14 protein-coding genes and 8 pseudogenes are annotated in these 19,316 nt (G+C 70.2%); 13 read left to right on the top strand and 9 right to left on the bottom strand.

Features of this window, described 5'->3' with window-relative positions; genetic code table 11:
* Positions 1-42: 42 nt before the first annotated feature.
* From glgA to QQK29_RS14870, 3 genes and pseudogenes are all read left to right on the top strand, one after another.
* Complete coding sequence (gene glgA / locus QQK29_RS14860; protein ID WP_284301379.1) at positions 43-1,305, top strand: glycogen synthase; 1,263 nt, start codon at positions 43-45, stop codon at positions 1,303-1,305.
* Between the two features lie 11 nt (positions 1,306-1,316).
* A pseudogene (locus QQK29_RS14865) lies at positions 1,317-2,107 on the top strand (ABC transporter ATP-binding protein).
* Between the two features lie 69 nt (positions 2,108-2,176).
* Positions 2,177-2,425, top strand: coding sequence for a type B 50S ribosomal protein L31 (locus tag QQK29_RS14870; protein ID WP_120763407.1), 249 nt, complete (start codon positions 2,177-2,179; stop codon positions 2,423-2,425).
* A gap of 91 nt (positions 2,426-2,516) precedes the next feature.
* Here the strand turns inward: QQK29_RS14870 and QQK29_RS14875 are convergent, their stop codons facing one another.
* The 3 genes and pseudogenes from QQK29_RS14875 to treS all read right to left on the bottom strand — a co-directional run bounded on the left by QQK29_RS14875 (position 2,517) and on the right by treS (position 5,888).
* The gene (locus QQK29_RS14875) at positions 2,517-2,933 is read right to left on the bottom strand and encodes an NUDIX hydrolase (RefSeq protein WP_284301386.1); all 417 of its coding nucleotides are present in this window, start codon (positions 2,931-2,933) and stop codon (positions 2,517-2,519) included.
* Positions 2,906-4,129 carry an exonuclease domain-containing protein gene (locus QQK29_RS18145; RefSeq protein ID WP_348533882.1) on the bottom strand — a complete coding sequence of 408 codons (1,224 nt, stop codon included), beginning with the start codon at positions 4,127-4,129 and terminating at the stop codon, positions 2,906-2,908. The genes QQK29_RS14875 and QQK29_RS18145 overlap by 28 nt, the downstream gene beginning before the upstream one ends.
* A 32-nt stretch (positions 4,130-4,161) precedes the next feature.
* A pseudogene (gene treS / locus QQK29_RS14885) lies at positions 4,162-5,888 on the bottom strand (maltose alpha-D-glucosyltransferase).
* Between the two features lie 50 nt (positions 5,889-5,938).
* Here treS and QQK29_RS14890 point away from each other — a divergent pair.
* The 3 genes and pseudogenes from QQK29_RS14890 to QQK29_RS14900 form a co-directional block, all read left to right on the top strand.
* Positions 5,939-6,616 (top strand): annotated as a pseudogene (locus tag QQK29_RS14890) (alpha/beta fold hydrolase); the annotation flags it as partial.
* A gap of 125 nt (positions 6,617-6,741) precedes the next feature.
* A complete protein-coding gene (locus QQK29_RS14895) occupies positions 6,742-6,864 on the top strand; it encodes a hypothetical protein (protein ID WP_284301388.1) in 123 nt (40 codons plus the stop codon).
* Positions 6,861-7,945: pseudogene (locus QQK29_RS14900) on the top strand (glycosyltransferase family 4 protein). Before QQK29_RS14895 ends, QQK29_RS14900 begins: the two are co-directional and overlap by 4 nt.
* 6 nt (positions 7,946-7,951) lie before the next feature.
* On the opposite strand, the gene QQK29_RS14905 reads toward QQK29_RS14900, so the two are convergent.
* The 3 genes and pseudogenes from QQK29_RS14905 to QQK29_RS14915 form a co-directional block, all read right to left on the bottom strand.
* Positions 7,952-8,419, bottom strand: a complete 468-nt coding sequence (locus tag QQK29_RS14905; protein WP_284301390.1) for a YbaK/EbsC family protein — start codon at positions 8,417-8,419, stop codon at positions 7,952-7,954.
* Positions 8,416-9,046 (bottom strand): annotated as a pseudogene (locus QQK29_RS18785) (histidine phosphatase family protein). The gene QQK29_RS14905 and the pseudogene QQK29_RS18785 overlap by 4 nt, the downstream one beginning before the upstream one ends.
* 58 nt (positions 9,047-9,104) lie before the next feature.
* Positions 9,105-9,955: pseudogene (locus tag QQK29_RS14915) on the bottom strand (Sir2 family NAD-dependent protein deacetylase).
* 71 nt (positions 9,956-10,026) lie between these two features.
* Here QQK29_RS14915 and QQK29_RS14920 point away from each other — a divergent pair.
* Both QQK29_RS14920 and QQK29_RS14925 read left to right on the top strand, forming a co-directional pair.
* Positions 10,027-10,827, top strand: coding sequence for a TrmH family RNA methyltransferase (locus tag QQK29_RS14920; protein ID WP_284301392.1), 801 nt, complete (start codon positions 10,027-10,029; stop codon positions 10,825-10,827).
* A gap of 84 nt (positions 10,828-10,911) precedes the next feature.
* On the top strand, positions 10,912-12,147 hold the full coding sequence (locus tag QQK29_RS14925; RefSeq protein ID WP_284301394.1) for a D-alanyl-D-alanine carboxypeptidase family protein: 1,236 nt from the start codon (positions 10,912-10,914) through the stop codon (positions 12,145-12,147).
* Between the two features lie 39 nt (positions 12,148-12,186).
* On the opposite strand, the gene QQK29_RS14930 is transcribed toward QQK29_RS14925, so the two are convergent.
* Positions 12,187-12,981, bottom strand: coding sequence for an SGNH/GDSL hydrolase family protein (locus QQK29_RS14930; protein WP_284301396.1), 795 nt, complete (start codon positions 12,979-12,981; stop codon positions 12,187-12,189).
* A 95-nt stretch (positions 12,982-13,076) separates the two neighbouring features.
* Here QQK29_RS14930 and QQK29_RS14935 point away from each other — a divergent pair, with 95 nt between their 5' ends.
* The 5 genes and pseudogenes from QQK29_RS14935 to QQK29_RS14965 all read left to right on the top strand — a co-directional run bounded on the left by QQK29_RS14935 (position 13,077) and on the right by QQK29_RS14965 (position 17,868).
* Positions 13,077-13,433, top strand: a complete 357-nt coding sequence (locus QQK29_RS14935; RefSeq protein ID WP_284301398.1) for a DUF8744 domain-containing protein — start codon at positions 13,077-13,079, stop codon at positions 13,431-13,433.
* Positions 13,367-14,183 (top strand): annotated as a pseudogene (locus QQK29_RS18930) (DUF8744 domain-containing protein). The gene QQK29_RS14935 and the pseudogene QQK29_RS18930 overlap by 67 nt, the downstream one beginning before the upstream one ends.
* Entirely contained in the window at positions 14,170-17,304 is a 3,135-nt protein-coding gene (locus QQK29_RS14955; protein ID WP_284301406.1) for a multicopper oxidase domain-containing protein, read from the top strand. The pseudogene QQK29_RS18930 and the gene QQK29_RS14955 overlap by 14 nt, the downstream one beginning before the upstream one ends.
* Before the next feature lie 124 nt (positions 17,305-17,428).
* Positions 17,429-17,602: pseudogene (locus tag QQK29_RS18790) on the top strand (cytochrome P450); the annotation flags it as partial.
* A gap of 140 nt (positions 17,603-17,742) precedes the next feature.
* Positions 17,743-17,868: a hypothetical protein gene (locus tag QQK29_RS14965; protein WP_284301410.1), complete on the top strand. Its 126-nt coding sequence runs from the start codon at positions 17,743-17,745 to the stop codon at positions 17,866-17,868.
* Here the strand turns inward: QQK29_RS14965 and narI are convergent.
* Positions 17,829-18,629, bottom strand: a complete 801-nt coding sequence (narI, locus tag QQK29_RS14970; RefSeq protein WP_348533883.1) for a respiratory nitrate reductase subunit gamma — start codon at positions 18,627-18,629, stop codon at positions 17,829-17,831. The two genes, QQK29_RS14965 and narI, sit on opposite strands and share 40 nt — an antisense overlap.
* Positions 18,626-19,288: a nitrate reductase molybdenum cofactor assembly chaperone gene (gene narJ, locus QQK29_RS14975; RefSeq protein ID WP_284301412.1), complete on the bottom strand. Its 663-nt coding sequence runs from the start codon at positions 19,286-19,288 to the stop codon at positions 18,626-18,628. The genes narI and narJ overlap by 4 nt, the downstream gene beginning before the upstream one ends.
* Positions 19,289-19,316: the final 28 nt, after the last annotated feature.

The following is a 19,316-nucleotide window of genomic DNA, read 5'->3' on the forward strand; positions in this document are numbered from 1 at the left end:
CACAGTAGGCCAGCCCAGGACGGTGTACTAGCGTCGACAGGCATGCGAGTCGATGTTCTCAGCCGTGAGTATCCACCCGAGGTGTACGGGGGAGCAGGCGTGCACGTCGCCGAGCTCGTCGCCGCCCTGCGACGCGATGTCGACGTCGTCGTGCGCTGCTTCGGACTGCCGCGCGACGAGCCGCACACCTATGCCTACCTCGTGCCCCCGCAGCTCACCTCGGCCAATCCCTCGCTCGCGACGCTCGGCGTCGACCTGCAGATGGCCGAGGACGTCGTCGGCGCCGACCTCGTGCACTCCCACACCTGGTACGCGAACGCCGCCGGGCACCTCGCCAAGCTCCTGCACGGCATCCCGCACGTCGTTACGGCGCACTCGCTCGAGCCGCTCCGGCCGTGGAAAGCCGAGCAGCTCGGCGGCGGCTACCGCATCTCGAGCTGGATCGAGAAGACGGCGTTCGAGGCAGCGGATGCCGTGATCGCCGTGAGCGCCGGCATGCGTGCCGACATCCTGCGGTGCTATCCCGACATCGACCCCGCGCGGGTGCATGTCGTGCACAATGGCATCGACCTGGAGCGGTGGACCCGCGTGCAGGACGACGCCGTGCTCGAGCGCTTCGGCATCGATCCCAGCGCACGCGGCGTCGTCTTCGTGGGCCGCATCACGCGACAGAAGGGGCTGCCCTACCTCCTGGCCGCCGCGCGCGAACTCGACCCCGACGTGCAACTGATCTTGTGCGCCGGCGCACCCGACACCCCCGAGATCATGGCCGAGGTGCAGGCCGGGGTGAAAGTGCTGCAGTCGGAGCGCGAGGGCGTCATCTGGATCGACGAGATGCTGCCGCAGCACGAGCTGGCCGCGGTCTTGAGCGCGGGAACCGTCTTCGTGTGCCCCTCGATCTACGAGCCGCTGGGCATCGTCAACCTCGAGGCCATGGCGTGCGGCCTGCCCGTCGTGGGCACGGCGACGGGCGGTATCCCCGAGGTCGTCGCGGATGGGCTCACGGGTCGTCTCGTGCCGATCCGGCAAAGCGACGACGGTACGGGCACACCGCTCGAGCCGGAGCGCTTCATCGCGGATCTCGCCGCGGCGCTCTCCGAGGTGCTCGCGGATCCGGAGACCGCCCGGCTCATGGGGGAGGCGGGTCGACTGCGTGCCGAGGCCGAGTTCAGCTGGGCGAGCATCGCCGAGCGCACCCGCGCCGTGTACGAGAGTCTCGTGCCCGGCGACGAGACTTCCGGCGACGAGACTGCCGGAGGCGACGTGCCTGCCGAGCGCGAGCCCGACACGGCCGACGACGACTAGGCTGAGGCATCATGGTGCGGGTGCTGGAACTCGACGACGTCTCGGTCGTCCGTAACGGGAACGCGATCCTCGACGGGATCAACTGGACGGTCGAGTCCGACGAGCGATGGGTCGTCCTCGGGCCCAACGGTGCGGGCAAGACGACGATCCTGAACCTCGCCTCGGCCCTGATGCATCCCAGCCGAGGCGTCGTACGCGTGCTCGGCGAACAGCTCGGACGCGTGGATGTGTTCGACCTGCGCCCGCGCATCGGCTTCGCGTCGACGGCGATGGCCCGCCGCATCCCGCGCGACGAGACGGTGTTCGACGTCGTGTTGACGGCCGCCTACTCGGTGACCGGGCGGTGGAACGAGGAGTACGAAGACGTCGATCAGCGCCGCGCGGAGCGCGTCATGCGCGAGTGGCGTCTCGACGCCCTGCGCGACCGACTCTTCGGCACCCTCTCCGACGGTGAGCAGAAGCGCGTGCAGATCGGCCGCGCGGTGATGACCGACCCCGAGGTGCTGCTACTCGACGAGCCCGCGGCGAGCCTCGACCTCGGTGCACGTGAGGAGCTCGTGCAGCTGCTCGGCGAGTACGCGTCGACCGCGGATGCCCCCGCGATGGTCATGGTGACCCATCACGTCGAGGAGATCCCGGCCGGCTTCACGCACGCGCTGCTGCTCGCAGACGGCCGGATCCACGCGGCCGGACCGATCGCCGAGGTGATCACGGGGAGCACCTCTCGGAGGCGTTCGAACTGCCGCTCGTGGTCTCCACGAGCGAGGACGGGCGCTTCGCGGCTCGCGCTCAGTGGTCCTGATCCTCTGCTAAACTCGACAGCTGGCCCTTCGGCCGCCAACTTTCCCATCACTTCCGACTGAGGTACCTCATGAAGACCGACATCCACCCCGACTACCAGGCGATCGTCTTCCGCGACCTGGCGAGCGGCGAGACCTTCCTCACCCGCTCGACCCTCACGAGCGACAAGACCATCGAGCTGGATGGCGAGACCTACCCGGTCGTGGATGTCGAGATCTCCTCCGCCTCGCACCCGTTCTACACGGGCAAGCAGCGCATCCTCGACAGCGCCGGCCGCGTCGAGAAGTTCAACACGCGCTACAAGAACTTCGGCAAGTAAGCTCCGGTTCACCTGCGAAGAACGGCCCCGTCGATCGACGGGGCCGTTCCTCGTGTGCGATGCGGTTCGCGTCCCGAAGCCGCCGTCACGGTCAGAAACCGAAGGCCTGCGCGCGACGGCGTTCCCACAGCGGCAGCAACTCATCGAGGGTGAGCGGAGCCACATCGCGTCCGTCGAGGTCGAGGTCGGGGTCATCCACCCAGAGCAGTTCCTCGATCTCGCCCGATGCCGACAGCTCGCCCTCGACGGCCATGGCGAACACGGCGGCCAGGACCACGGTGTTGCCTTCGTTCGCGGCGACCGCGCGGAACAGTCCGAGGTACTCGGCGGTGGTCACATCGAGCTCGACGCCGATCTCCTCGGCGAGTTCGCGCGTGAGCGTCTCGATCGCGCTCTCGCCCTCCTCGATCTTGCCGCCGGGCTGCATGAAGTGCGAGGTTCCGGTCTTGCGTACCAGCAGAGTGCGCCCGTCGGGATCGGTCACGATCGCGGCGGCGACGCGCAGCACGGCCGGGCGACCCCTGACCGCTCCGGCGCGGGCTCGTCAAGCGCTTCCTCGTCGAGTTCACGGACATCGTCGGGCTCGGGCTCTTCGCCCGGCACCTCGTCCGACTCGGGCGGCTCGACGAGATCCACCTCGGTGTCGGGCTGCTCGAGCACGTCCGGCGTGTCGGCGTTGTCGGCCTCCGCGGGTGCGGGCTCGTTCCAGGAGGCGCCCGCCGGGGAGCTCCCCTCCGTCGCGGACGTCAGGGGCGGCGTGGGCGTGAGGGGCGGCGGGAGGGTCGGCGGCTCCTCGGCGAGCAGCGGCGGCTGCGACAAGGGCACGACCCCCGGGAAGGCGTCCCGCGCATCCGGCGGCGCCGCGTCGATCGCGGCGACGGCGCCCGCCGCATCCGGCGGGGGAGCGAGCTGCAGGGCGAGCGGGCGGCTGAAGTCGATGACGGGCACGCGGCCCAGCCGCGGCTCGAGCGGCGGAATGGGCTGCGTGTCGCGATAGGCGCCGGGGTGCGCCGGGTATTTGATCGGCCACGCGGTGGAGGCCGTGAACCTCTCGTCACCCTTGCGCCTGCGGATGTAGTCCTGGAAGCGCCGCGCCTGCTCGGCATACCAGATCTCCTGGCGACCGTGCAGATCGGCGATGGGCACATCCAGTTCCGCCGGGTAGGCGGCCGCGAGAGCCTGCGCGACGCGCCCGGCGGCAATCGCATCCGCTCCCGCGTCGTGTGCGTCGTCGAGGGGCACGCCGTAATGGGCCGCGGCGACCTCGAGAGTGCGCTTGCCCTTGCGGTAGGTGTCGACCTGCTTGTCGAGCACGAGCGGGTCGATGACAGGCGCGGGATCGTCGAGGGGCTCGAGCTCGTTGCGGCGGCATTCGCGGTCCAACAGCGAGAGGTCGTAGGGGGCGTTGTAGACGACGACGGGAACGCCGAGCCCGAAGAGGGTGCGGAGGGTCTGGGTGATCTCGGCGATCACGAGTTCGCTCGCGCGGCCCTCGGCGCGCGCCCGCTCGGTCGTGATGCCGTGTACAGCGGCGGCGGCCTCCGGGATCTCGATGCCGGGGTCGGCGATCCAGTCCCAACGCTGCACGACGCGGCCCTCGGCATCGAGTACGGCGATGCACGCCGTGACGACGCGGGCCGTCTCGACGTCAACACCTGTCGTCTCCAGGTCGAAGACGCCCAGGCGGTCGGCCCAACTGCTCATGGCGGAAGCCTAGAGGCGGGCTCCGACGACGCTCAGAAGGCGCGCGGAAGCGCTGTGCGCGGCTCTCCGAGGTGCAGCCAGAAGAAGCTCTGAGTGGCGAGAGTGAGCGTGAGAACGCCATCGTCGCCGATCGTCGGGAACGCGCCGCCGCCGAACAGGTCGTAGGGCGTGACTCCTCCTCGCCCTCGATCTCGATGGATACCGAGACGGGGTTGTGCGAGAAGGAGAACACGCACAGCACGCGCTCCGGGGCATCGCCGAACTGGGTTCCGGATCCTTCGTATTCACGCACGAAGGCGAGCACCGACTCGTGGTTGGTGCGGAGCACCTTGATCGAACCGAGCCCGAACACCGGATGCCCCTTCCGCACGTGGATGACGTTGCGCACCCAGTGCAGGAGCGAGCGCGACTGAGCGAGTTGCGACTCGACGTTGACGAGCGAGTAGTTGTAGACGAGCGACTGCACGATCGGCAGGTAGAGCTTGCCGGGGTCGGCCGTGGAGAATCCCGCGTTGCGGTCGGGCGTCCACTGCATCGGCGTGCGGGAGGCGTCGCGGTCGGGGAGCCAGATGTTGTCGCCCATGCCGATCTCGTCGCCGTAATACAGGAACGGCGATCCCGGCAGCGAGAACAGCAGCGCGTGGGCGAGCTCGAGCTCGGCTCGCGAGTTGTCCAGCAGCGGCGCGAGGCGGCGTCGGATGCCCACGTTCACGCGCATCCGCGGGTCGTAGGCGTACCAGCCGTACATCGCCTGCCGATACTCCTCGGAGACCATCTCGAGGGTCAGCTCGTCGTGGTTGCGCAGGAACACACCCCAGCCGGCGCCCGCGGGAGTGTCGGTGGTCTCGGAGAGCACGCGGGTGAGCTCCTGAGCCGACTGCGAACGGAGCGAGTAGAAGATGCGCGGCATCACCGGGAAGTCGAAGGCCATGTGGCACTGCGGCTCCTCGTCGGTGCCCATGAACTCGACGACCTCGGCGGGCCACTGGTTCGCCTCGGCGATCATCACCCGTCCCGGGTACTCCTCGTCCATCATCCGGCGCACAGCCTTGATGAACTCGTGCGTCTCGGGCTCGCCCTCGCCGGATCCCTCCTCCGACTCGTAGAGGTACGGGATCGCATCCAGTCGGAAGCCGTCGACCCCCATGTCCATCCAGAAGCGGATGATGTCGAACACCGCCTCGTGAACGGCGGGATTGCGGAAGTTGAGATCGGGCTGGTGGGAGAAGAAGCGGTGGAAGTAGAACTGGCGCCGCTCGGAGTCGAAGGCCCAGTTCGAGTCCTCGTAGTCGGTGAAGATGATGCGGACGTTGGGGTACCCCTCGTCGGTGTCGCGCCACACGTAGAAGTCACCGTAGGGACCCTCGGGGTCGAGCCGCGACTGCTGGAACCACTCGTGCTGGTCGGAGGTGTGGTTGAGGGGAAGGTCGATGATGACGCGCATGTTGCGCTCGTGCGCCTTGGTCACGAGCTCGCGGAACTCCTCCAGGGTGCCGAACTCCGGCAGGATCTGCGTGTAGTCGGCCACGTCGTAGCCGCCGTCGCGCAGCGGCGACTGGTAGATCGGCGGGATCCACAGCGCATCGACCCCGAGCCACTGCAGGTAGTCGAGCTTCGAGATGAGGCCGGCGAGGTCGCCGGAGCCGTCGCCGTTGGAATCGACGAAGGAACGCACCATCACCTCGTAGAACACCGCGCGGCGGTACCACTGGGGATCGAGGGTGAGGCCGGGCAGCGTGATAGGAGCCGTGAACGTCACACGTCGAGTCTGTCACCTTGCGCGCTGGACGCCAGCCTAGAATCGCTGGGATGGCCGTCCCGACTCCGCACGCCGCCGCGCTCGCCCGGATTCCGGTGCGTGAGCGCGAGTTCACGATCCTCGGATCCCGCACCCGGTTCTGGGATTTCGGCCCGGAGGACGCCCGCGACGTTCTCGTGCTCGCCCACGGCTACCGCGGCGACCACCACGGGCTGGAGGCCGTCATCGCGCAGCTCGACGGCATCCGCGTGATCAGCCCCGATCTGCCCGGCTTCGGCGACTCCACGCCCCTCACCGAGGCACCCCATTCGATCGCCGGTTACGGACGTTGGCTCGGAGCCTTCCTCGAGGCCCTCGAGCTGAGCGCACCGCCTGTCGTGCTCGGGCACTCCTTCGGCTCGATGATCGCCGCGCACGCGATCGCCGACGGCCTGCCGACGCGAGCGCTCGTGCTCGTCAACCCCATCACGACCGACCCGAAGGTCGCGGCCGGCCGCGGCATCACCGCGGCGACGCGCGCGTTCTACGGCGTGACGCGCGCCATGCCGCAGGCCCTCGCGCGCGTGTGGCTCGGCAACTGGCTCATCGTGCGGTTCATGAGCATGAGCCTCGTGAACACGCCCGACCGCATGCTGCGGCGCTGGATTCACGAGGAGCACCACCGCTACTTCAACGGGTTCTCGGATCCTCGCACGGTCGCCGAGGCGTTCCGCGCGTCGGTGAGCACGGATGTTCGCGCCGCGGCGCCGCGGGTCACCGTGCCGACGGTGCTCATCGCGGGGAGCGCGACCGCATCGCGCCGCTCGCGGGACAGCGCGAAGCCGTCGAGCTGTTCCCCGACGCGCGGCTCGTCGTGCTGCCGGGAACCGGCCACCTCGCTCACTACGAGACGCCCGACCTCGTCGCCGACGCCATCCGCTCCTTCCTCGCCGAGCTGCCCGCCGCGTCTCCACCGGCGGGCGGGGCCGCGCGGTGAGGATCCTCGTCGACTGCCGCTACACGCGATACCCGCGGCACGACGGCATCAGCCGCTATACGGCGAACCTCGTGGCCGCACTCGCACCGCTGGCGGCCCAGGCGGGGCACGAGGTCGTGATGGTCATCGACGACGAGCGCCAGCTCGCCCTGCTGCCCGAGCTCCCCTGGCGGCTCGCGACGAGCCCAACGAGTCCGCGCGAGCTCACGATCGCCCGGCGGTTGAACGCCTTGCACCCCGACGTGCTGTTCAGCCCCATGCAGACGATCGGCTCGTGGGGGCGCAGGTACGGGCTCGTGCTGACCCTGCACGACCTGATCTACTACCGCAACCGCACGCCCCCGCGCGATCTGGCCTGGCCGATCCGCATCATGTGGCGGCTGTACCACCTGGCGTGGTGGCCCCAGCGGATGCTGCTCAACCGCGCCGACGAGGTGGTCACGGTGTCGGCGACGACGCGCCAGCTCATGCTCGAGCACCGGCTCACCGACCGGCCGATCACGATCGTGTCGAACGCCGCGGATCCGGTGGAGACGGATGCTGCTCGGGCTCAGCCCGAGACGCGTGACCTCGTGTACATGGGCTCGTTCATGCCCTACAAGAACGTCGAAGCTGTCGCTCGCGCTCTGCACGAGCTGCCGGGGTACCGTCTGCACCTCTTGAGCCGCATCGGCGACGCCGACCGCGAGCGATTGACGGCGCTGGCACCCGAGGGGGCGCTCGTGATCCACGACGGGGTCACCGACGCCGAGTACGAGGCGCTGCTGGACCGCGCGCTCGCACTCGTCACGATGTCGTTCGACGAGGGATTCGGGCTGCCGCTGGTGGAAGCGATGGTGCGAGGCACCCCGATCGTGGTGTCCGACATCCCGATCTTCCGCGAGATCGGGGAGAGGCGGCCGTCTATGCCGACCCGCGCGACGTGCGGTCGGTGGTCGGGGCGATCCGCCAGCTCGATGACGCGGATGCTTGGGTGGCTCGCTCGGTCGCCGCACGTGAGCAGGCGGCCCGGTTCGACTGGAACCGCTCGGCGCGGGCGCTGCTCGAGGTGCTCGAGCGCGTGGGGCGTGCGCGGGACTGATCCTCCTCACTCAGCAGGGGACGCCGTCACCGACAGCACCTCGCCACCCGACAACCCCACGAGGTCGTCGGGCGTGAGCGGGAACACCGCCGTCGCGCTGCCTGCGGCGGCCCAGAGCGTCTCGAGCGCGAGCAGGTCCTCGTCGATCACGGTGCGCAGCGGAGTCGGATGGGCGAGCGGCGGCACGCCGCCGATCGAGTAGCCCGTCGCCTGCTTCACGGTGCGAGCATCAGCCTTGCCCAGTGCACCGCCGAGCCGCGCCCCGAGCACATCCGTGTCGACGCGGTTCGCTCCCGAGACCAACACGAGAATCGGCTCGTCGTCGAGCACGAACACCAAGCTCTTGACGATCGCCGCGACGGGGCAGCCGATCGCGTCCGCCGCATCCTGTGCTGTGTGCGTGCCCTCGGGGAACTCGCGGATGGCGACCTCGAGGCCGAGCTCGCGCAGACGCTCCAGGTACGCGGCGCTCATGCCTCGTCCTCCTGCGCCTCGAGCGCGTTCTGCGCATCGAGATCGGAGCGCTCCGGCAGCAGCGATTCCTCCTCGATCGGGTCGTCGAACGCGATGAGTCGCAGCGCGCCGTCTTCGACGCGGAAGCTGTGCACCGAGGCGTTCGTGATGCGCGGATGCCGGGTGCCGGGCTCCGCGGCCTGCAACACCGAGCGGATCGCGCCGCCGTGGCTCACGATCACGAGACGCTCGCCGGGGTGGCGCTCGGCGAGCTCGAGCAGCGCGGGCACCACGCGCGCGGCGACCTCCTCCCGCGTCTCCTGGCCGGGCGCACGCACCCTCGGGGTAGAGCGCCTCGATCTCGTCGAAGCCCATACCTTCGGCCTCGCCGTAGTCGCGCTCGACGAGGGCGTCGATATCGGTGACACCGGCGAGACCGAGTCGATCGGCGATGATGCGCGCGGTCTCGTGCGCGCGCCCGAGCGGGCTCGTGTACACGCCCTGCCAACGGCGGCGGGCGAGCAGTTCGGCGGCCTGACGGGCCTGCTCCCGCCCGGTGTCGTTGAGCGGGATGTCGGTGCGGCCCTGGATGCGACGCGCCGCATTCCATTCGGTCTCGCCGTGGCGTACGAGATAGAGCTCGGTCATGGATCCTCCGCGGGCGGTTCACGCCCGAAGGATCGAGACTACCGAAGCGGCGCGCCCGCTACAGCCGCGCTGCGAGCGAACTGAGCACCTCGGAGGTTCCCGCGTCGATCTTGAGGCTCGCGCGTCGATCTCCTCGTGTCTCCCCGCGGTTGACGATGACGACCGGCATACGGCGCCTCGTCGCCTGATCGAGCAGTCGGATGCCGGAGTTCACGACGAGCGAGGATCCCGCGATGAGCAGTGCCTCGGCCCCGACGACGAGGGCGCGCGCGGCCGCGAACACGGGCGGGGGACGAACTCGCCGAAGAACACCACGTCAGGCTTGAGCGTGCCGCCGCATACGGTGCAGCGCGGCAGCACCATCCGATCGACCGACTCGATCTCGACGTCGCCGTCCGGACCGGTCTGCACGGCATCCGGATAGCCGAGCCAGGGGTTCTCGCGGGCCATGCGGTCGGCGATGTCTGCGCGCGCGAAGCTCTGCCCGCAGACGAGGCAGGTGACGCGGCGCATGGCGCCGTGCAGCTCGACGACGCGCCGGGAGCCGGCGCGGGCGTGCAGCCCGTCGACGTTCTGCGTGATGACGCCCGTGACGATGCCGCGCGATTCGAGCTCGGCGATCGCGCGGTGGCCAGCGTTGGGCGTGACGGAGGAGAAGTGCTCCCAGCCGAGGTGGGATCCCGCCCAGTAGCGCTTGCGCGCGCGTTCGTCGGCGAGGAAGGTCGCGAACTGCATGGGGGAGCGGCGAGGCGCCCCCTCGCCGCGGTAGTCGGGGATGCCGGAGTCGGTCGATACCCCGGCGCCCGTGAGCACCGCGATCCGCCGCCCGTCGAGCAGGCGCTCCGCGGCATCGAGCGCAGGCGTCAGCGTGCCGTCGGTCTCACCCGCAGGCAGTGTCACGATCGACATCCGCGCCTCCTTCCTTCAGCGTAGGCCCGAAGTTTTTCCGGCATGTTTCGGCGGGCTGGCAGAATCGCAGCATGCAGCTCGTGCCGGTCGACGATCCCCACGATCCCCGGCTCAGTGATTACTTCCGTCTCACGGATGTCGTGCTGCGTCGGCTCTCGGAGCCCGCGGGCGGCTTGTACATCGCCGAATCGACGAAGGTCATCCAGCGGGCGTTCGAGGCCGGTCACCGGCCGCGCTCGGTGCTGCTGCAGGAGAAGTGGATCCCCGATCTCGCGCCCCTGCTCGACGGCGTGGACGTGCCCGTCTACGTGGCGCCCGCCGAGCTGCTCGAAGACATCACCGGTTTCGTGCTGCACCGAGGTGCCCTCGCGTCGATGCACCGTCCCGAACTGCCCGCGGTCGGGGAGCTGCTGCGCGACGCGCGACGGGTCGTCGTGCTCGAGGACATCGTCGACCACACGAACGTCGGGGCCATCTTCCGCGCCGTCGCGGCGCTCGGCGCGGATGCGGTGCTCGTCACCCCGCGCTGCGCCGACCCGCTTTATCGCCGCTCGGTGCGCGTGAGCATGGCGGCGGTGCTGCAGGTGCCCTGGACGCGCCTGCCGGAGTGGCCGCAGGGCGCCGAGGAGCTGCACGCGGCCGGCTTCGAGATCGCGGCGCTTGCCCTCGAGGACGGAGCGATCACGCTCGACGCCTACGCGGTCGGTCCTCCCGAGCGGGTCGCCCTGCTGATGGGCACCGAGGGTGATGGCCTGAGCCGTGCGGCCCTGGCGAACGCCGACCGTGTCGTGACGATCCCCATGCAGCGCGGCATCGACTCGCTCAACGTCGCCGCCGCATCCGCGGTCGCGCTCTGGGCGCTGCGCGTGTGAACGAGACCGCGCATCTGACGCCGAAACAACCCGTGAGAGCGTCCGTTGCGCGGTCTCGCAGCGCGCCCCGGGGATAATGCTCGGGTGCCCCTGACCCGACGCCAGATCTACCGTCGACGCCGGATCGTCGTCTTCGGCGGCCTGTTCGCCGTGCTCGCCGGCATCGCCTACCTGCCGCTCACCCTCTTCGCGCCCGTCACCGAGACGGCCGCCGCGCTCGAGGTGCCGAGCATCCAGACGCCCGCGGCCGCCGAGACAACGCTGCCCTCCTACGGCGCCTCGGCGATCGCCGCCCTCGGCTACGACGGCCTGCTCGCGCAGGCCGGCACCGCGGATGCCGTGCCGATGGCGAGCATCACGAAGGTCGTGACGGCCCTCACCGTGCTCGACGCGCATCCGATCTCCGCCGACGACCCCGGCCCCGCCGTCACGATGAGCGCCGCGGATGTCGCCTCGTATCGCGACTACATCGCCCGCAACGGCTCGGTCGCCCCCGTCTCGGCGGGGTGGACCTTCAGCGAACGCGAACTGCTCGAGATCATGCTCATCGACTCGGCCAACAACTACGCCGCGACCCTCGCCACCTGGGCGTTCGGCTCGACCGATGCCTATCTCGCGGCGGCCCAGGCGTGGCTCGCGAAGAACCAGCTCGACACCATCACGGTCGTCGACACCTCGGGCCTCGACCCGCGCAGCACGGGCACGGTCGGCGACATCGTCCGGCTCGGCGAGCTCGCTCTCGAGCATCCGGTCGTGGCCGAGATCGTCGGCACCAAGAGCGTCGAGATCCACGACATCGGCACCGTCAAGAACACCAACGCGCTCATCGGGCACGACGGCATCGACGGCATCAAGACGGGCACCCTCGACAGCTTCGGGGCGAACCTGCTCTTCTCCTCCTCGATCCAGGTGGGGTCCGAGACGATCGAACTCGTGGGCGTGGTGCTCGGCGGCCCCGACCATCCCACGATCAACGCCGCGATCCGAGATCTCATCGCGCAGGCGCAGGCGGGATTCCACGAGGTGCAGCTCGTCGCGGCGGGCGACGTGTTCGCGAGCTACACGACACCGTGGGGCGCGGAGACGCGCGCCATCGCCGGCGAGAGCGCCTCGGTCGTGGTGTGGGGAGACACACCCATCGCGGTCTCGGCGACGGCCGGCGGCATCCGGCTCGCCGAGCAGGGCGACACGGTCGGCCAGGCCGTCTTCACCGCCGGGCAGCGCACCCTCACCGTGCCGCTCGTGCTGTCAGGCGACGTCGACGATCCGGGACCCTGGTGGCGACTCGGACACCCGGAGATCATCTTCGGCATGGAGTGAGGGGCCGGTTTCGAGACGTCCGCCTCCGGCGGTCGCTCCTCAGCCGGCCGACCCTGTGGAGGGATCCACCCGCTCGGGCCGCGGTCGCTTGGGGGTGATGCCGTCACCGGATGACGTGCGGCGGATGCGGCGCAGGATCCACGGCCCGAAGTACTCGCGCGCCCAGACGATGTCGTCGATGCGCGCCTGCCGCCACGGCTTCGCGGGCAGCGGCTCGGGCTGGTAGGGCTCGAGCTCGTTCTCAACCCCGAGGGCGTCGAGCACCATCCGCGCGATCGTGTGATGACCGGTGGGGGAGAAGTGCAGGCGATCCGGCGCCCACATGCGCGGGTCGGCGAGCTCCCGCAGCGCCCACATGTCGGCGACGATCGCGTCGTGCTTCTTGGCGATGTAGTGCAGGTTCTCGTTGTAGATCGCGACCTTGCCGCGGATGCGCCGCAACACCGGTGTCTCGCCGATGTCGGGCCCGTTGAAGAGCACGACCGTGGCGCCCTCGCTGCGGAGCCGCGCGATGCCGCCCTCGAGCCGCCCGGCCACCTCATCCGGATCGGTACCCGGACGGATGATGTCGTTACCGCCCGCCGAGATCGTGATGAGGTCGGGGCGCAGCTCGAGCGCCGGCTCGACCTGCTCGTCGAGGATCTGCTGCAGCAGGCGCCCACGGATCGCGAGGTTCGCGTAGGCGAAGTCCTCGCTCTGTGCGTCGAGCACCTCGGCCACTCGGTCGGCCCATCCGCGGTGACCGCCCGGCACCCGTGGCTCGGGGTCGCCGATGCCCTCCGTGAACGAGTCGCCGATCGCGACGTATCGATGCCAGGGGTGCTGCTCGGACATCTGACCAGAATGCCTCATCCCGGGCCGCCTGGCGTGCAGGCGATGCCGTCGCTACCGGGACCAAAGACCCTTTTGGGGCCCAGTAGCGTCGAAGTGTGGTCACCCGTGCCCCTGGTGTCCGGCTCGTGCTCATCGCACCTGCCGGAGCGCTGCTGTTGCTCGGGCTCTACGCGGGACTCGTGCTGATCGGGATGCCCCTTCCGGTGTTCGCCGATCGGCTCGCTGAACTGCACGCACCCCTGCTGGTCTTCGGCTTCGTGGGCACGCTGATCTCGCTCGAGCGGGCCGTCGCGCTGCGGCGCGCGTGGGCGTACGCCGCCCCCGTGCTGCTCGCGGTCGGCGCACTCCTGGCGCTCTCTCCGGCGCCCCCGCTGCGGGGCGGACGATGGTGCTGCTCGGGCTGCTGGCCCACCTCGCGCAGTACTTCGCGATCTGGCGCCGCCAACCCATGACGGCCACGGCCGTGCAGGCGATGGGCGTGGTCGCCGGTGCAGCGGCGGCGGCCGTGTGGACCGCGGGCGTGGCAGCGGCACCGCTCGTGCCCCTGCTCGCGGCGTTCCTCGTGCTCACCATCGCGGGGAGCGCCTCGAACTCGCGCGGATCGCCTCGCCCGGGCTTCCCGCCGAACGCATGCTGTTCATCCTCGCGGTGGCCCTCTCACTGACCGCGCTCGTGACGCTCACGGCCCCCGTCGTCGCCGTACCGATCGCGGGAGTCATCCTGCTGTTGCTCGTCTCATGGTTGCTGCGGCACGATGTGGCGCGCGTCACGGTGCACCGCACGGGACTTCCGCGTTTCGTCGCCCTCTGCCTGCTGACCGGATACGTCTGGCTGACGGTCGCCGGTGCCGGGTGGCTGCTCGGCGGCGCCCGCCTCGAGGGCGCCATCTACGACGCGACGACGCACGCGATCTTCCTCGGCTTCGTGATCACCATGATCATGGCGCACGCGCCCTCATCCTGCCCGCGGTGCTGCAGGTCTCGATTCCCTACCACCCGGCGCTCTATGTGCCCGTCGCGCTCCTGCAGGCGGGCCTCCTCCTGCGGATCGTGGCGGGCGACGCGTGGGGCGTCGTGATCGCGCTGCAGGTGGGAGGTGCCGCCTCGGTGGCCGGCATCCTGCTGTTCGCCCTCCTGGCGATCACCCTCACGCTGCGTGCCCGGCGCGCGGCGCGGAAGGAGGCCGCTCGTGTCGCGGCGTAACTGGTACCTGCTGACGAACTCGGTCGTACTGGGCTGGCTCGTGCTCACTCTCGTGGCCGTGACCGTGCACCGCTCGGTCGACCGTCCGCTCTGGCTCATGGTGCACGTGCCGTTGCTGGGCGCCGTCACCGCCGCGATCCTGGTCTGGTCGCAGCATTTCGCCGACACCCTCACGCGGAGACAGGCCCCGATCGGGCGCGCCGGGCTCGGCATCCGGCTCGCGCTGCAGACCGCGGGCGCGCTCACCGTGACCGCAGGCATGCTCGTGGACGCCACGGTGCTCGTGGTGGCCGGCGCGAGCGCCATCGCCCTCGCGGTGCTCGTGCACGCCGTGCTGCTCGCGCTTCAGCTCCGGCGGGCCCTGCCTGCCCGGTTCGCGCCGCTCGTGCGGTACTACGTCGCCGCGGCGCTCGTGTTCCTCGGCGGCATCGTGCTCGGCGTCGCGATGTCGCTGCTCGACTCCTCCGATACGACCGACCGTCTCGTGACGGCGCACATCGTGCTGAACGCCTACGGCTGGATCGGTCTCACGGTACTCGGAACGCTCGTGCTGCTGTGGCCGACGGTCTTGCACGCCCGCGTGCAACAGAGCGCGGATGCCGCCGGCCGACGCGCGCTTCCGCTGCTCGTCGCGGGTCTCGCGGTGTCCGCGCTCGGGCCCCTCCTCGGGGTGCGTCCGCTCGTGGCCGTGGGCATGGTCATCTGGATCGTCGGTGCCGCGCTCGTGGGTGTCGAGGGCTGGCGTCAGGCGCGGGCGATGCCTCCGGGCACCTTCGCGGGCTACAGTCTCGGCGCCGCGTACGGATGGCTGCTCGTCGCCGCCGCGACCCTCGCGGTGCAGGCGCTCACCGCCGACGACTGGGCGTCATTGCGCGATGGATACCTCATCGTGCTCGGGCCGCTCGTGGCCGGGTTCGCGGTGCAGATCGTGACGGGCGCACTGAGCTACCTGCTTCCCGTGGTGGCGATGGGGAGTCCCGCGGCCGCGAAGGCGGGCGCCGAGGAGTTGGACCGCGGCGCGGTGTTCCGCGTCGTCGCGCTCAACGGTGCGATCGCCCTCTACCTGCTTCCCATGCCGTCTCTCGCCCGAGTGCTGCTGTCGTTCGTCGCCGCCGCTGTCGTGCTGGCCTTCCTCGTGCTCGTCGTGCGATCGCTCGTCGTGGGCCGACGTGTGCGCCGCGGCGAGGGGCGGCCCCCGATCGCCGTCCGATCGTCGGCCTCGGGGTGCCGGCCGCCGAACTGCCCGAGGCCCCCGACGTCGCTCCGGCGCGGTCGTGGCGGCCTTCACCGTGCTGGCCCTCTGCATTGCGGGGGCATCGCCGCGGATCCCGCCGCTGTCGGGATCTCGACCACCGCCCAGGGCGAGGTCGTGCCCACCGGGGAGACCACCGAGGTGACCGTTCAGGTGAGCGGCATGCGGTTCACACCGGCCGTCATCGAGGTGCCCTACGGCAACGCTCTCGTCGTCACCTTCGAGAACACGGGCACGGATGTGCACGACCTGACCTTCGCGAACGGCGTGCGCACCGAGCGCCTCGCGCCCGGAAAGAGCGAAGTGATCGAGGTCGGTGTGCTGGGTGCCGATCTGGATGGCTGGTGCTCGATCGCGGGACACCGCCAGATGGGCATGGAGCTGCGGGTCGACGTGACGGGGGCGCCCGAGGCGAGCGCACCATCCGCGAAACCTGACCCTGGAACGCACGAGGGTCACGGGTCGGCGGCGACGGGCCCGAGCGCGGCCGACGACGTCGACCTCGAGCGCGAGCCCGCCGAGGACTTCGAGGCCTGGCCCGCAGAGCTCCCTCCCGCATCCGCGTCGACCGTGCACCGCGTGACCCTGCGCGCCGAGGAGGTCGTGGCCGAGGTGGCGCCCGGGGTCACGCAGACGCGCTGGACCTTCGGCGGCAGCGCTCCCGGACCCGTGCTGCGCGGCAAGATCGGCGACGTCTTCGAGATCACCCTCGTGAACGACGGCAGCATCGGCCATTCGATCGACTTCCACGCCGGCTCGCTCGCGCCGAACGAGCCGATGCGCACGATCCAGCCTGGCGAGACGCTCCGGTACACCTTCACGGCGAGCCAGGCCGGCATCTGGATGTACCACTGCTCGACGATGCCCATGTCGATGCACATCGCGAACGGCATGTATGGAGCCGTCATCATCGATCCGCCCGATCTCACCCCCGTCACGCACGAGTACCTCCTCGTTCAGGGCGAGCTCTACCTCGGACCGCAAGGGGAGCCCGCGGACGCTGCCAAGATCGCCACCGAGACGCCCGATCTGGTCGCGTTCAACGGGTATGCCGATCAGTACGTGCATCGCCCGCTGACGGCCACCGCGGGAGAGCGGGTGCGCGTCTGGGTGCTGGATGCGGGGCCCAACACGCCCTCGGCGTTCCACGTCGTGGGCGGGCAGTTCGACACCGTGTACCTCGAGGGCGGCTATCGGCTCCGCCCGAGTGACCCGGGCGGCTCGCAGGCGCTCGCGCTGCAGCCCGCGCAGGGCGGCTTCGTGGAACTCGTCTTCCCTGAAGCGGGCGATTATCCTTTCGTCACGCATCGCATGAGCGATGCTGAGAAGGGCGCGCGGGGGTGTTCCATGTCGGAGGATGACCCGCACGCCCCCGATGTCGACGACCACGGGCGACTCGTCATCCGCCGGCACGACACCGTCATCGCGGTGGCTGACGACCCGCACACCTTCTCGAACGCGGTCTCACAGCACGTTCACGTGCCGAACGGACTCGACGGTGAGGAGCACGCGGCAGCTCGCCGTCTGCTCGATCCGTTCCTGGCATCCGAGGCGATCGACCCGCTCGAACCGCGGTTCGCGCAGATCGCCCGCACGCTGCTGACCGAGCTGGTCGCCGCGGGGGCACCTTCGACGCCGTGCACGAGGTGGGCGCACGCTACGCCGTCCGGGCGCAATCGGCCTGGCTCGGGTGGCGCGCCGATCTTGAGGACACCCTGCTGGACTGGGTCGCCGAGAACCGCGCCGCGAGTCGCTCCCGCGACACCGAGCGGATGCGACGGGTCGCCGAGGACTTCGACGCGATCGTGGCGTCGTTGGTCGCCGAGCGACGCGCGACACCCCACGACGACGTCACGGCGCGGCTCATGACGGTGCGCGCAGAGGACGGCAGCACGCTGAGCGACGACGAGCTCGTCTCGGTGCTACGCAACTGGACCGGGGAGACCTGTCGTCTCTCGCCCTGTGCGCGGGCATCGTGCTGCACTGGCTCGCGATGCATCCGCGCCATGCCGCGCGGCTCGGGGCGGCATCCGATCACGAGCTCGATGCGGCGATCGACGAGATCCTGCGGCTCGACGACCCCTTCGTCTCGAACCGGCGCGTCGCGACGCGCGACGCGGTCGTCGAGGGCTGCCAGGTGGCGGCGGGCGACATCGTCGTGCTCGATTGGCGCGCCGCGAACCGCGACCCCGCCGCGTTCGCCGACCCCGACGCCTTCGCCCCCACGCCCATGCCGCAGGCAACCTCGTCTACGGCACCGGCCCGCACGTGTGCCCCGGGCGCGGGCTCTCGACGCTCGAGCTACGGGTGCTCGTGCGCGAAGTGCTCGCCGTGGGCTCGCTCGAGCTCGACGTGCGGCATCCGGCGACGCGTGAGGAGGCGCCCGTCGCGGGCTACCGCACCGTGCCGGTGCGGTTGGTCACGCGGAGTTGAGCTCTACAGGCCGCGCAGTCGCTCCGGGTCGGGCTGCTGCACCGGGTCCCATCCGCGGCGCGGGGCGCGGGCTCCCGGTTCGCGTCTCGCGAGCGGTAGACGATGTAGGGCCGGAAGAGGTATCCGATGGGTGCCGAGAACACGTGCACGAGCCGCGTGAACGGCCACAGCGCGAAGAGGGCCCACGCAGAGAGCACGTGCAGTTGGAACAGCAGCGGCACGCCCTCCATGAGGGTCACGTCGGGCTGGAAGATCAGGATGCTGCGGATCCACGGCGAGATCGTCTCGCGGTAGTGGAAACCGCCCCCGAACACCTGGTAGACGACGGTCGCGGCCGTGCCGAAGCCGAGAGCGGCGGCGAGGAACACGTACATGACCTTGTCCATGACGGTCGTGGCCAGGAAGACGGGCCCCACCGTGCGGCGCCGGTAGATCAGGATCGCGAGGCCGGCGAGCGTCAACGCCGCCGCGAAGCTGCCGAGTGTGGTCGCGCCGAAGTGGTAGATCTCCTCGTTCACCCCCACCGCGTACAGCCACTCGCGCGGGATCAGGAGGCCGACGGCGTGGCCGGCGATGACCATCAGGATGCCGAGATGGAACATCGGCGAACCCCACCGCAGCAGCCGGTTCTCATAGGTCTGGCTCGACCGCGTCGTCCAGCCGAACTTGTCGTAGCGGTAGCGCCAGATGTGTCCGACGATAAACACCGAGATCGCCGCGTAGGGAACGGCGACCCAGAGGATAATCTGCAGCGCGGTCACGATTCCTCCTGTGAGACGGCACGGTACGGCGGAAGCTGGCCGAGGAAGCTCAATCCGACCGTCTCGGTCGGCGGGCCCTCGTTGATGAGCTCGAGGAAGCGCTCGCGCGTCTTCGCGTCGATCGACGGCAGAGAGAGGGTCACGGCGCGCACGAGCGCCGCCCACGGGCTGTCGAGGCCCTCGAGCGCGGCGCGCAGCACCTCGATGCCTTCGCGGTGGGAGGCGATGAGCGCGTCGGCGATGTCGGACCCGGAGCGCGCCGAGAACTCGAGCACGGCGGGCAGGAAGTCCGGCAGATCGTCCGCCTCGAACTCCCAGCCTGCGGCGCGGTAGGCCTCGAGGAAGGTCACGAGTGCCACGCCCCGACGGCGCGTGTCGCCCGTCGCGTAATAGCTGAGGTAGAGGCTGCACTTGCGCTTGAGGTCGAAGGTGGTCACGTACAGCCGTTGCCACGCGAGCGGGCCGGCATCCTGGGCCCGATCGATGAACCCGCCCACGGCATCCACGATCGGTTCGGGAAGACCGGCGAGGTGTTCGCGCACCGCGTCGAGTCGCGCGAACCATTCGGCATCCGGATAGTCCAGCAGCAGCGAGGCGAGCATGTGCACGCGGGCGCGCTGCTCGGGTGCGAGTCGTAGCGGGGAGACCGGTTCGGCCATCGCCCGACGCGGCGTGACCCGGGGAGGA

This window comes from Homoserinibacter gongjuensis (genome assembly GCF_030161875.1).
GTDB lineage: Bacteria > Actinomycetota > Actinomycetes > Actinomycetales > Microbacteriaceae > Homoserinibacter > Homoserinibacter gongjuensis.